The organism is Asprobacillus argus, assembly GCF_032248395.1.
Classification (GTDB): domain Bacteria; phylum Bacteroidota; class Bacteroidia; order Flavobacteriales; family Flavobacteriaceae; genus Polaribacter; species Polaribacter argus.
Genome location: NZ_JAVTTO010000004.1, coordinates 267,985 through 280,883 on the forward strand (window position 1 = coordinate 267,985; position 12,899 = coordinate 280,883).

Genomic DNA, 12,899 nt, shown 5'->3' on the forward strand with positions numbered 1-12,899 from the left:
GAGCAATTTAGCTATTTTTAATAAAAAAAACCATGAAGAAAGCGTTTATTTTAATTACATCTTTACTCGTATTGGCAAGTTGTGCTGTAACCAAAAAACCTGTTTTTGTAAAGGTTGATAATGTAAAGATTATAGACCTAAGTAAAAAGACAATTACATTGGGAGCAGATGCTTTTTTTAAAAACCCAAACGATATAGGTGGGAAATTCTATACAGATAGTATTCAGGTGTGGGTAAATGGTGCTAAATTGGCTAAAGTATCTTCAGAACCTTTTAAAATTCCAGCCAGAAAAGAGTTCGCTATTCCTATGATCGTAGAGATTCCTATTAAAAGAGTTTTTGAGAATAATAAAAATGGTATTCTAGGAGGATTGGTAGATTCTTTTTTGAATAAATCTATTAAGGTTCGCTATGTTGGAAATCTATACTTTAGAACGTTAGGGATTTCAAAGACATTTCCCGTAAACACGGTTCAAGAGATTAAAATCAAATAAGCCTTGCAGCACGAAAAGTATATAAGACGTTGTTTGGAGTTAGCTGCAAATGGAATTGGAACAGCAAGGCCAAATCCATCGGTAGGAGCTGTAATTGTTCACGATTATAAAATTATCGGAGAAGGATATACGAGCCCTTATGGAGGGAATCATGCTGAGGTAAATGCTATTAACTCTGTGAAAGATCCAACTCTTCTTAAAGAATCTACTTTATATGTAACGCTAGAACCTTGCTCGCATTTTGGAAAGACACCACCTTGTGCTGACCTTATTGTTGAACATCAAATACCAGATGTAGTAATTGGTTGTGTTGATACTAATGAGCTTGTTGCGGGGAAAAGTATCGAACGATTAAAGAATGCAGGTTGTAATGTGACTGTTGGCATCTTAGAAGAAGAGTGCTTACAACACCATAGACGATTTTTTACGAATCAAAATAAAAAAAGACCATTCATTATCTTAAAGTGGGCTGAAACAAAGGACGGTTTTATAGCTCCTTTACATAGAAATGACCAAAAACCAGTTTGGATCACCAATGAGAAATCCAGACAATTAGTTCATAAATGGAGAGGAGAAGAACATGCAATTTTAGTTGGGACAAATACGGTAAAAGCGGATGACCCCAAGCTGACTATACGAGATTGGACTGGTGAAAATCCAATAAGAATTGTAATCGATAAGGAACTGAAACTTTCTAATGAACTTCACGTGTTTGACGGATCTGTGTTAACTATAGTGGTGACAGAGAAAGATAAAGAAAATGAGGAGAATGTGATCTTTGAAAAGATCGATTTTTCAAAAGATGTACCCAAGCAAATTGTTGCTGCGTTATACGCTCATAGAATCCAATCCGTTATTGTTGAAGGCGGGACTGTAACGTTGCAAACTTTCATAGACGGTAATTTATGGGATGAAGCGAATGTTTTTATAGGGGATGTATTATTTAAGGAAGGAATTAAAGCTCCTATTCTTTCTGCAAAAAAGATTTCGGAAGAAAGAATTTTACTCGATGTTTTAAAAAGGTATAGAAATGATTAAGAACATTGTTTTTGATTACGGGGATGTATTTATCAATCTAGATAAAAAAGCAACTGCTGAGGAACTTGCAAAATTAGGGGTAACAGAATTTACAGATGAGATGCGAGATCTATGTTTTGAGTATGAGATGGGAATGATCTCAACCGATGCTTTTGTGCAAACGGTTACTAAAATGTACCCTCAAATTTCAAGAGAAGAATTTATCGATGCATGGAACGCTATCTTAAAAGATTTTCCATTACATAGGTTAGAGTTTTTAAAAGAGTTAGCAGCCTCCAAAAAGTATAGACTGTTCTTGTTGAGTAATACGAATGACTTACATATTTCCTGGATTAAGAAGGATTGGGGAGAGGGGTTGTATACTGAGTTTATGAGTTATTTTGAAAAATTCTATCTATCTCATGAGATCAATTTAAGAAAACCAGATAAGGACATTTATGAGTTTGTTTTAAGAGAAAATAATCTCGTTGCATCTGAAACGATCTTTATTGATGATACCAAAGAAAATACGGATGCAGCCAAAGAGTTAGGGAAAAACGTTTGGCATATTGACCCGGAAACTGAAGACATTGTCAATTTACTAAAAAGAATAGAATTTTAATATGGATCACTTAGTGATAAGTATCTTAATCTCTAGTTGCTTGTTTGTCATATTCAAGCTGTTCAACGTCTTTAAGATACATACTTTACAGGCAATTACGATAAACTATTTTGTCGCTTTTTTAATTGGCTTTATTTCATCCGATCTGTCGTTAGAAGTATCACAAATCCCTAGCCAACCTTGGTTTTTTGGGGCTTTAAGTTTGAGTGTCATCTTTATCATAGTGTTTAATTTGATGGCAGCAACGGCCCAAAAGAATGGTTTATCTGTGGCTTCAGTAGCCAATAAAATGTCGGTAATCATCCCGGTTGTTTTTGGAGTGATTGTTTATAATGAAGCCGTTGGGTATTTAAAGGTTATTGGAATACTACTAGCCTTAGTAGCGGTTTACTTGTCTGCCTCTAAAAGTGATTCTGAGCCATTAAAAAAGAAGAATTTGATTTTTCCATTGCTACTTTTTATTGGTTCTGGAGTTTTGGATACCACCTTAAAATATGTTGAAACGAGATTAGTGCCGGATGGAGGTGTGCCTATCTTCTCTGCTACCATCTTTATTTTTGCATCTGTGTTAGGGTGCATGTTATTAATGCTGCAGGCGTCTCAAGGAAAGTTCAAGTTTCAATTTAAAAATATTCTTGGAGGAATCGCTTTAGGAATACCTAATTATTACTCCATTGAGTTTCTATTAAAAGCCTTGAAGACAGAAGGCTTTGAAAGTTCTACTGTTTTTACAATTAACAATGTAAGTGTTGTTATATTAACCACACTTTTTGGATTGCTCATCTTTAAAGAAAAACTGATCAAGAAAAATTGGGCTGGAATAGGGATTGCAATTGTTAGTATATTCTTAGTAGTATTATATGGATAATAAAGATACATATAGAACCATTGAAGTACCATCTGAAGAAACACTATTTAAAGATAGAAATAGTAAGTTCTATGGATATGCTTTTCCTGTACATAATGAAGATGATATTAAGGCAGCTTTAGATAGTTTGAAAAAGAAGCATCATTCAGCTCGACATTTTTGCTATGCTTGGCAACTAGGGGTGGAGCAGATCCGTTTTAGAGCAAATGACGACGGAGAACCAAGTAACTCAGCAGGAATGCCAATCTATGGACAAATACAATCGTATGATGTAACCAATATTTTAATTGTATCTGTACGTTATTTTGGAGGAACGAAATTAGGGGTAGGAGGACTCATAAATGCATACAGGAATTCAGCACAATTGGCATTGGAAGTTTCAGATATCAGAGACAAGACCATAGATGTTCAATATCAGATATCTTTTCAATATGATATGATGAACAAAGTGATGCGTATTATTAAGGAGAAAAATCTCAAGATTATCCAGCAACGATTAGAAGAGGATTGTACTTATATAATAAGTGTCAGAAAAAAAGATGCGGAGACGGTTTTTAGTACCTTTGAAAACCTATATCGAGTAGCTATAAAAGAATTAGAAAACTAACCTGTCAGAAATATAATCAGGGCACTTCATGGGCTTTCCTGTTTTCATATTCATGAAGGCCAAAACTGAATTCCCAGTTGTTAATAACTTTCCACCCTCATTTAAGATTTCATAGTCAAACTCAATTTTTACTACAGGAGGTTTTTTAATACTGATATTAATCGTGATGATATCATCATATTTTGCTGAATCCAAGAATTTAAAAGACAATGAGATAACTGGTAGCATAACTCCTTCGTTCTCCATATCTTTGTATGTAATACCCAAGGTACGCAACCATTCGGTTCTGGCTATTTCGAAATATTGTGCATAATTTCCGTGATAAACGACACCCATTTGATCTGTCTCGCCATATCGAATTCTAGCTTTTGTTGAAAATTGGATCAATTTTTTTAAACATTTTGATGCCTTAGGTTACGGAAAAAATAATTAATAATCAATAGCGATTTCATTTTTTTATACTAAAATTTATTCACACATTTGTAAAGCTATTTAAGAGAGGGAACAAAGAGTAACAAATTACCGTCTAACAACTAATTTTCGATATACCTAAATGACTAAAACTGCTCAATCAGTTTGGAACGAGTGCCTGTCTTTTATAAAGGACAATATTAAGCCGCAAGCTTATAAAACTTGGTTCGAACCTATTAAGCCAATTAAGTTATCTGGAGAGGCATTAACCATACAAGTTCCGAGTAAATTCTTTTACGAATGGTTAGAGGAACATTACATTAAATTATTACGTGTAGCGTTGGTAAGAGAATTAGGAAATGACGCTAAATTAATTTACGATGTACGTATGGAAAATACGTATAGTAGTAACCGACCTCAGATCGTAAAAATCCCAAGCTCGAATAGAGATCCTTTGAAACCGCAAAAAGTAGCTGTTTCTTTAGAGGTAGATAAACGAGAATTGAGAAATCCATTCGTGATTCCAGGGTTACAAAAAGTGAGAATTGAATCTCAATTAAATCCGAATTACAATTTCAAGAATTTTGTTGAAGGAGATTCAAATAGGTTGGCAAGATCTGCTGGGATGGCAGTTGCAAATAAACCAGGAGGAACTTCTTTTAATCCACTATTAATTTATGGTGGTGTTGGTTTAGGAAAAACACATTTAGCGCATGCCATTGGTGTAGAGATCAAAGATAAGTACCCTGAAAAAACCGTATTGTATATCTCTTCTGAGAAATTTACACAGCAATTTATCGATTCAGTAAAATCGAATACCAGAAATGACTTTATTCATTTCTATCAAATGATCGACGTGCTGGTAATTGATGATGTGCAATTCTTATCAGGTAAAGCAGGAACACAAGATGTATTCTTCCATATATTTAATCACTTACATCAAAATGGTAAGCAGGTAATTTTAACTTCGGATAAAGCACCTGTAGATATGCAAGATATTGAACAACGTTTACTATCTCGTTTTAAATGGGGGCTATCTGCTGAATTACAGGCGCCGGATTACGAGACAAGAATTTCTATCCTACAAAACAAGTTGTTTAGAGATGGCGTAGAGATGGAAGATGAGATCGTAGAATATATAGCAAAGAATATTAAATCTAATGTTCGTGAACTAGAAGGAGTTATTATTTCTATGATTGCTCAAGCATCGTTCAATAGAAAAGAATTCTCTTTAGAATTGGCAAAACAAATTGTAGATAAGTTTGTTAAGAATACGAAGAAAGAAGTGTCTATAGATTACATCCAAAAAGTGGTATCAAAATACTTTGATATGGATGTAGTAACACTACAATCAAAAACAAGAAAAAGACATATTGTACAAGCAAGGCAATTGGCGATGTATTTTGCTAAAAGAATGACGAAGACGTCATTAGCAAGTATAGGTTCACAAATTGGACAGAGAGATCATGCTACCGTATTGCACGCTTGTAAAACTGTTGATAATCTGACAGAAACAGATAAACAGTTTAGGAAGTATGTAGAAGACCTTACGAAGAAGTTAACGTTCTAAACTTCAACTCATGAAAAAAGTACTAATGGTTTGCTTGGGGAATATTTGTCGTTCTCCATTAGCAGAGGGTATTTTAAAATCTAAAGTAGATGCATCCAAAGTTTTTGTTGATTCGGCAGGAACAGCAGCATATCACGTAGGAGAATTACCCGACCCTAGATCTATTCAAGTAGCTAGGAAGTATCATATAGATCTTACAGATCAAAGAGCACGAAAATTTACCATAGAAGACTTCGATGAGTTTGATCATATTTATGCTATGGATCAGAGTAATTACTATAATATTTTATCCTTAGCAAGAACAGAAGAAGATAATGCTAAAGTGAAAATGATCTTGAATGAGTCACATGTGGGGCAGGATAGAGAAGTGCCAGATCCATACTATGGAGGAGATCGAGGCTTCGAAAATGTATACACGATGCTGGATGAGGCATGTGAAATAATTAAAGTACATTTGGAAGATGAAGGGTAAATTATACTTGATACCAACGACACTTGGAGAAACAGAACCTTTAGAGGTAATGCCTTATTCTGTTCGAAAAATGATCGAGCAAATTGATTATTATATTGTCGAGAATGAAAAATCAGCAAGAAGATTTATTAAGAAGATCACTCCTAAAAAATCGCAACCCGATCTACAGATCATGCTACTCGATAAATATGCTGAGGAACTAGAAACACGTACCTACTTAAATGCATGTGATCAAGGGATTAATGTTGGGTTACTTTCTGAAGCAGGTGTGCCGGCAGTAGCCGATCCAGGGGCGACTATTGTAAAGCTAGCACATGAAAAAGGGATACAAGTAGTTCCTTTAGTAGGACCTTCCTCTATTTTGATGGCATTAATGGCCTCAGGAATGAATGGTCAAAATTTTGCGTTTAATGGATACTTACCAATAGATAAGTTAGATCGAAAAAAAGCGATCAAAGAGTTGGAAAGATTATCTAAAGAAAAGGATCAATCTCAAATATTTATAGAGACACCTTACCGGAATGAGAAGATGTTTTCCGATCTCAAAGCTGTGCTTACTCCAGGTACGCGTATATGTATTGCGGTAGATATTAGCTTGCCTTCAGAGTATATAAGAACCTATACAGCTAAGGAATGGAAGCAACAACAGCCCGATCTTCATAAAAGGCCTGCTATCTTTATTATTCATAAATAGTATTGATTAAGTATGAAAAAGAAAATAATCAGGTTACTAGGAATTATTACAATTATTGGCGCTTTTTATTTTTTCATTTTGTACCCTACCGGCTGGTTAGTGTTTTACTCTAACCCTTCAACGGCGAACGATCCAGGAATCAAGATGGGTGATCGTGCAATTTCGTCTAATCTGGCTACTCCAAAAATTTTTGATTTCATTGTTTTTAATTATGAAGATTCTTTTTTTGGAAAGTATGAAAAAGTATTTCGATTAGTTGGTAGAGAAAATGATACAATTCAAATAATTGGAGGGGTTTTATTTAGAAATGGAAAGAACCTTGATAATAGCCTGGAATTAAAGTATAGTTATGAAATTTCCACAGAAAACATGAATCGCTTAAGGAGTGATAATTTGTTAAATGAAGATTTGGAAGTTCTTAGGGTTTCTGATAGCTTACACTATCTGTTTATTAAGGAAAGTGACCCTATCATTCGTAATTATGGTCTTAACCGAAGAATGGATAGCATAGACTATGTAGACGATATCATTCTTGAGAAATTCAAGAAACCTTGGAATAAAGACTACTTTGGACCAGTAATAGTTCCAAATGGAAAGTTCTTTGTTTTAGGAGATAATAGAGATTACTCTGAAGATTCAAGATTTACAGGATTTGTAAATCAAGAAGATTTAAAAGGAGTGATTCTTAAAGTTTTTTAAACCCTAGCTTTTCTATTAGCTTCTACCTCAGAAACGTCAAAACCAGCAAACTTTTTCATATATAAGGAGATAGAAGCACCATACGCATCCGAAAGATTGTGCTGACCGCCAGAGCGTAAATATTTCTTTACATTTCCTGCACCACTTAAATGAGCTGCTGCTAAAATACCTGATTCGGTAATTTCAGTACCATTAATAACTTTACCAACGCTACGTCTAATATCTTTTCGTAGGATCCACTTATTTACTTTACAATAGGCTAAGAAAGCACTTTCTTGTAATTCAGGGTTTCTTAAAAAACCATCTGTATTGTAGATTCTAAAACGTTCTAAGGTAGTTTTTCCAAATTGATATTTACCTAAATACCCAAGTGTATTGACCACCCTGTATTTTCCTTGCGATTCTTTAAATGCTAAAGCCTCTTTAAACGCAACAAAATCATTTTGTAAAAATGGAATCTCAATACTACTTTCTACTGGAAAAACAACAGTAGTATCTTCCTTTACAACTTCTGTAGTTGTTGGAATAGACATTGCCCCTACACAGAGTACAAAAACGAATAGTAAAATGATAAACTTTCTGATAAATTAAATCTTTCTGTTTTGCGGGTGCAAAGATACAATATATTTTTTAAAACACTGAATATCAGTTGTTTTAAACTTTTTAAAAATACAGATAATGAAATTTTATACCACCTTTAGTGCGAAATTCTAGGGTGGGAGCAGGAATCTTTATGAAGTTAATAACAGAAAAGACAGATTTTAAGAATTTTGATTTCGTCTTAATCTTGGTCAGATCTACATCTAAACTCAAGTAAAATTGTCGATATGGGTCTTGTTGAAACATATTCGTTGGTAGGTTTTCACCATACAACATACCTTCAGCTCCATATCCAAAAGCTATATTTAACCATTTTGGAAATGTTCCTTCTTTGTTAAAGGACCATATATTGGCAGATAGCCAATACGTCTGACCATTATAATCCTTTAGGGTTTGTTGTAGGAAATTTTCACCTAGCGTGTTTGGGCGCAATTTAGCATAAGATGTTTGATGAAAAGAATATTTCATTGTGATTCGTTGTTCTTTCCACAATAATTCCTGTCCAATAAGTAGTCCGGTTCCTGCAGCATTAGCCGCGATATCTCCCCAGGAAGCGCCCCATTCGCTCGAAAATCCGTCCAAAACCTCTATAGCTGTTAAAAAGGAGAAACCTAGAGTCGCTCCATACAACAATTGATCTTTTTCACGAACACCCGACCAATCTAAGAACTCCATTCCTATTTTACCTACATAATATGAGGTCATAATATGACCTACTTTGTCCATCTGTTTCCATTGATTATTGTCATTCGTAAAATGAAAACTGGATCTAGGAAAATCTGCGTACCAAAGTCTATCCAAAGCAAGTAAAGCACCCGCTCCTAAAATGCTTTCAGAAATAACGACAGCGTTTCTCCTAGGTTTATTTAATGTATCAGATTTTGTCCAGAAAGATGAGGGTTCTTGTGCTGTTGCCATAACAACATAAAAAAGAAAAAATATGAATACCTCTTTTTTCATTAACGACGTATTCCTTGCTTATCCAACCAGCGTTGATATTTTCTTGCATTTTTGCCATGCTCATATAAGTCGCTTGCAAAAGCATGAAACCCTATTTTATCGACATTCACGCACATGTAAAAATAATTGTGCTTTTCATAATTCAATACCGCATCAATGGATGAGATATCTGGCATGGCAATTAAAGTAGGTGGTAAGCCACGATTCAAATAGGTATTATAAGGAGATTTGATCTCAAGATCTTTGTAAAGTACTCTTTTAACAACATAATCCTGTCCGTGTTGTTGTTTCAATATATAAATAATGGCAGGGTCAGCTTGTAATGGCCAACCTTTATTGAATCTGTTCATGTACAAACCTGCAACAGTTGGGCGTTCAGATACTTGGGCAGTTTCTTTTTGCACAATAGATGCCATGGTAAGCACCTCATCTCTTTTTAAGCCTATTTTTTTTGCTTTGGCTACACGTTCTCTGGTCCAGAATTTTACGAACTCCTTCTTCATTTTGTTACGAAAACCTTCAGCAGAAGTGTTCCAGTAAAAATGGTAGGTATTTGGTATATACATGCCTAATGCTGAGGCTTTTGTGAGTTTATTCTTTTCCAGGAATATCGGATCTAACATGGCAGTGACAAGAGCCGTGGAATCCGCTTCGATTTGCTGAGCAATTCTTCCAGCTAGTTTTTCCAGGGTATCCTGATTGTTAAAGGAGACGGAAACGGGAACTTGATTTCCGCTTCTCAGCAGATTAACGAGATCATTTAATGACATTCCTTTGGTTAGTTGATACTTCCCAGCTTTTGGTTTTGTGAATTTCTTCTTTTCTGCAACCCAGTCAAAATCATGCGCTTCGGGCAAAAAATCGGTCAAGCTAGAAGTAAGCTCTTCTAAAGTACTTCCAGTGCGCACAAAGATAGCTCCATTCTTAGTGACACTTTCTCCAAAAATGGTTTTATAATAATTAAACCCTATAATACCAGCTATAATAAGAAGTATAGCTGATGCACCAATAATGATCTTTTTAATCATGAATACGTTGATATAAAATTTCGTCTGTAAATGTATTGTTATAAAATGCCCAATCCTTTTTTACGCCAATTTTTTTAAATAAGTGTTTCTCAAATAATGCAATACTAGCATCATTGTTTGAAGTAATGTTTGCATATAGCTGATGCAGTTCCAAATGCTGAAAACAGTAGGATACAAGTAACGCTAATGCCTCTGAGGCATATCCTTTTTGTTGATGTTCAGGATGAATTAATATACCTATGCCTGCTCTTTTGTGCCGAGGTTCAAAATCAAAAAGATCAATCATCCCAACAGCTTTTTCAGAGGATTGTACTTCAATGACCAATCGCAGCTGTTTTGCCTGATAAATATCTTGATGAGATTGCTCTATGTAGTTCTTTAAAAGATATTTAGAAAAAGGAACGTGCGTATTACTCACTTGCCAAAAGCGTTCATCATTCTCCATTTCGAATAAAAAAGTGAGATCTTCTGGCTCTAGAGCTCGGAGTGCAATACGTTTTCCTGTTAATAGCATCATGAGACGTTAAAAGTACCTTGAAAAACAAATTGAGCAGGACCTGTTAAGACAACGTTTTTGTAGATTCCATCAGTGACATCAAAACTGACTTGTAAATTCCCTCCAATGGCATGTAGATTCACCACAGTATCAGTTGTTTTTCCAATTTTATGTGCAGCAATTGCCGCAGCGGTAACTCCAGTCCCACAGGCTAATGTTTCATCTTCAACACCGCGTTCGTATGTCCTTATAAGAAATGTGTTCGCATTTGTCTGCTCGATAAAATTCACATTACTTCCTTCAGCCCCGTAAACTTCATTTCTTATTTTTCGCCCTAACTCTACAACAGGATAATTCTCAAGATTATTAACAACCTCAATATGATGCAACGTTCCCGTATTAGTAAATACATGATCTTCTAAAACATCTATTTGGTCAACATCAATCATTTCCAGAGAAATAGTTCCATCATCATTCACTTCTGCGTAATGTGGTCCATCATACGCTGTAAAATTGGCTGATTCATTGATAATGCCTAACTTTTTCGCGAAAGCAACAGCACATCTTGCTCCATTCCCACACATGGTTTGGCTGCTATCTGCATTAAAATAGACCATTTTAAAATCAGTTTCAGAATGATTTTCAATTAAAATAAGGCCATCAGCCCCAATACCAAAATGACGATCACAAAGATGCACGATCAGCTCTTTGTTCTCTTTAGGAAAGGTGCCGTTTCTATTGTCTAGAAAAATGAAATCATTTCCTGCTCCTTGATATTTGTAAAAGTTGAGAATCATAGCTGGCAAAGATACAAAAAAGTAGGGCAATTTATTTCTGTTAAAACAGGGTTAAAATGAGTTAAGGCGAAGTTAACAAGCTTGATAGAAATGTTAAAATGTGTAACTTTGAGTATATAAAAATTTTAAGAAATGAAAAAAGTAATAGGATTATTAGGAATTGCTATTGTTGGAGGGATGATGACATTAGGTGGATATAAACTTTTTTTTGATCAACCAACTGTAATTGAAAGGACCATTCAAAGTCCCATACCAACGATTCAGTCGAATTTCACAAATGCTTTAGATACAAATACGGATGCGAACGCATTAGACTTTACAATAGCTGCAGAGAAAACAGTGAACTCTGTAGTCCACGTTAAGAATACTGCTGTAAAATCTGGAATTAGTTCTTGGAACGATTTGTTTAATGGACCAAGGAAGTACGAGCAGGTGGGTACGGGTAGCGGAGTGATTGTGTCTTCTGATGGTTATATCGTGACCAATAATCATGTAATTGATAATGCAACGGATTTAGAGATCACCTTAAATAATAGAAAGAAATATAAAGCTGAATTAATTGGGACTGATCAGAAGAATGATATTGCCCTGCTAAAAATAGATGCTGATGAGAAGTTGCCTTATATTCCTTTTGCAGATTCTGATAATGCCAAGATAGGAGAGTGGGTGTTAGCTGTTGGAAATCCATACAACTTGAATTCAACGGTTACAGCAGGAATTATTAGTGCAAAGGGAAGAGATCTGCAAGGAAATTCGAATGTAGATGCATTTATTCAGACAGATGCTGCGGTTAACCCTGGGAATAGTGGAGGAGCTTTGGTAAATACAAGAGGAGAGTTAATTGGGATCAATACGGCAATATCTTCTAGAACGGGATCTTATGTAGGATACTCTTTTGCGGTTCCTTCGAATATTGCTAAAAAAATTATTGACGATATTTTGGAGTTTGGAAGCGTTCAAGAAGCAATCTTAGGAATTAGTGTAGATATTAGAGATACGAGTATCTCTGGAGTTAAAATTGGATCTTTAGATAGCGAAAGCGAAGCGAGAAAATCTGGATTGCAGCAAGGAGATGTTATTAAAATGATTAACAATGTTAAGATTACCAAATTTTCTGAGCTAACAGGTCAATTGACAGCAAAAAGGCCAGGAGAGTTTGTGGATGTTACTGTAGATAGAGAGGGAAGGTCGTTGACGAAGAAAGTAAAATTGAGTAAAAGAGATATATTTACATCTAACTCTTTTGGATGGCAGTTAAAGAATTTGACAAAGAAAGAACTAAAGAAATTTGATATTCGTGGAGGAGCAAAAATATATGCAACCAGCAGTAGAGATGAAGAAAACAGTTTAAAAGATTTTGTTATTACGAAGATTAATGACAAAAAAGTGTCGAATGCTTCAGAAGCTGTTCGAATTTTAGATCAGGTTCGTAAAAGTAGATATTCTATTGTTATTGAGATGATCAATTTAGATGGAGAAAAAGAACGTTTTAGGTTTAGATAAATAAAGAATTTTTAAATTAAAACAGCCTCGATTTTGATCGAGGTTTTTTTATTGCAAAAAG

At 34.9% G+C, this 12,899-nt stretch carries 16 protein-coding genes; 10 read left to right on the plus strand and 6 right to left on the minus strand.

Going from position 1 to position 12,899, the window contains the following annotated elements; translation table 11 throughout:
- Positions 1-32 precede the first annotated feature (32 nt).
- From RQM59_RS11495 to RQM59_RS11515, 5 genes are read left to right on the plus strand one after another with little or no spacing between them, the layout of a single operon-like run.
- Positions 33-494: an LEA type 2 family protein gene (locus tag RQM59_RS11495; protein ID WP_349242259.1), complete on the plus strand. Its 462-nt coding sequence runs from the start codon at positions 33-35 to the stop codon at positions 492-494.
- A 3-nt stretch (positions 495-497) separates the two neighbouring features.
- Positions 498-1,532 (plus strand): bifunctional diaminohydroxyphosphoribosylaminopyrimidine deaminase/5-amino-6-(5-phosphoribosylamino)uracil reductase RibD, encoded by a 1,035-nt coding sequence (ribD, locus tag RQM59_RS11500; protein WP_349242260.1) that lies wholly within the window; start codon positions 498-500, stop codon positions 1,530-1,532.
- Positions 1,525-2,133 (plus strand): HAD family hydrolase, encoded by a 609-nt coding sequence (locus tag RQM59_RS11505; protein WP_349242261.1) that lies wholly within the window; start codon positions 1,525-1,527, stop codon positions 2,131-2,133. The genes ribD and RQM59_RS11505 overlap by 8 nt, the downstream gene beginning before the upstream one ends.
- A gap of 1 nt (position 2,134) precedes the next feature.
- Positions 2,135-3,001, plus strand: coding sequence for an EamA/RhaT family transporter (locus RQM59_RS11510; protein WP_349242262.1), 867 nt, complete (start codon positions 2,135-2,137; stop codon positions 2,999-3,001).
- Complete coding sequence (locus RQM59_RS11515; protein WP_349242263.1) at positions 2,994-3,608, plus strand: IMPACT family protein; 615 nt, start codon at positions 2,994-2,996, stop codon at positions 3,606-3,608. The genes RQM59_RS11510 and RQM59_RS11515 overlap by 8 nt, the downstream gene beginning before the upstream one ends.
- Here RQM59_RS11515 and RQM59_RS11520 read toward each other — a convergent pair.
- Positions 3,597-3,995 (minus strand): acyl-CoA thioesterase, encoded by a 399-nt coding sequence (locus tag RQM59_RS11520; RefSeq protein WP_349242264.1) that lies wholly within the window; start codon positions 3,993-3,995, stop codon positions 3,597-3,599. The two genes, RQM59_RS11515 and RQM59_RS11520, sit on opposite strands and share 12 nt — an antisense overlap.
- A gap of 166 nt (positions 3,996-4,161) precedes the next feature.
- On the opposite strand from RQM59_RS11520, the gene dnaA reads away from it, so the two are divergent.
- Genes dnaA through lepB form a run of 4 tightly spaced genes read left to right on the plus strand, consistent with a single transcriptional unit; the run spans position 4,162 to position 7,454 of the window.
- Complete coding sequence (gene dnaA / locus RQM59_RS11525) at positions 4,162-5,589, plus strand: chromosomal replication initiator protein DnaA (RefSeq protein WP_349242265.1); 1,428 nt, start codon at positions 4,162-4,164, stop codon at positions 5,587-5,589.
- A gap of 10 nt (positions 5,590-5,599) precedes the next feature.
- Positions 5,600-6,061 carry a low molecular weight protein-tyrosine-phosphatase gene (locus tag RQM59_RS11530; protein ID WP_349242266.1) on the plus strand — a complete coding sequence of 154 codons (462 nt, stop codon included), beginning with the start codon at positions 5,600-5,602 and terminating at the stop codon, positions 6,059-6,061.
- Positions 6,051-6,755, plus strand: a complete 705-nt coding sequence (locus RQM59_RS11535) for an SAM-dependent methyltransferase (protein ID WP_349242267.1) — start codon at positions 6,051-6,053, stop codon at positions 6,753-6,755. The genes RQM59_RS11530 and RQM59_RS11535 overlap by 11 nt, the downstream gene beginning before the upstream one ends.
- 12 nt (positions 6,756-6,767) lie before the next feature.
- Positions 6,768-7,454: a signal peptidase I gene (lepB, locus tag RQM59_RS11540; protein ID WP_349242268.1), complete on the plus strand. Its 687-nt coding sequence runs from the start codon at positions 6,768-6,770 to the stop codon at positions 7,452-7,454.
- Here lepB and RQM59_RS11545 read toward each other — a convergent pair.
- From RQM59_RS11545 to dapF, 5 genes are all read right to left on the minus strand, one after another.
- Complete coding sequence (locus RQM59_RS11545; protein ID WP_349242269.1) at positions 7,451-7,987, minus strand: peptidoglycan-binding protein LysM; 537 nt, start codon at positions 7,985-7,987, stop codon at positions 7,451-7,453. The genes lepB and RQM59_RS11545 overlap by 4 nt on opposite strands.
- 130 nt (positions 7,988-8,117) lie before the next feature.
- Positions 8,118-9,014 (minus strand): DUF2279 domain-containing protein, encoded by an 897-nt coding sequence (locus RQM59_RS11550; RefSeq protein ID WP_349242270.1) that lies wholly within the window; start codon positions 9,012-9,014, stop codon positions 8,118-8,120.
- Positions 9,014-10,042, minus strand: a complete 1,029-nt coding sequence (gene mltG, locus RQM59_RS11555) for an endolytic transglycosylase MltG (protein WP_349242271.1) — start codon at positions 10,040-10,042, stop codon at positions 9,014-9,016. The genes RQM59_RS11550 and mltG overlap by 1 nt, the downstream gene beginning before the upstream one ends.
- The gene (locus RQM59_RS11560) at positions 10,035-10,559 is read right to left on the minus strand and encodes a GNAT family N-acetyltransferase (RefSeq protein WP_349242272.1); all 525 of its coding nucleotides are present in this window, start codon (positions 10,557-10,559) and stop codon (positions 10,035-10,037) included. The genes mltG and RQM59_RS11560 overlap by 8 nt, the downstream gene beginning before the upstream one ends.
- The gene (gene dapF, locus RQM59_RS11565; protein ID WP_349242273.1) at positions 10,556-11,335 is read right to left on the minus strand and encodes a diaminopimelate epimerase; all 780 of its coding nucleotides are present in this window, start codon (positions 11,333-11,335) and stop codon (positions 10,556-10,558) included. The genes RQM59_RS11560 and dapF overlap by 4 nt, the downstream gene beginning before the upstream one ends.
- 132 nt (positions 11,336-11,467) lie before the next feature.
- Between dapF and RQM59_RS11570 the strand changes: the two genes are divergently transcribed.
- Positions 11,468-12,838 (plus strand): S1C family serine protease, encoded by a 1,371-nt coding sequence (locus RQM59_RS11570; protein ID WP_349242274.1) that lies wholly within the window; start codon positions 11,468-11,470, stop codon positions 12,836-12,838.
- Positions 12,839-12,899: the final 61 nt, after the last annotated feature.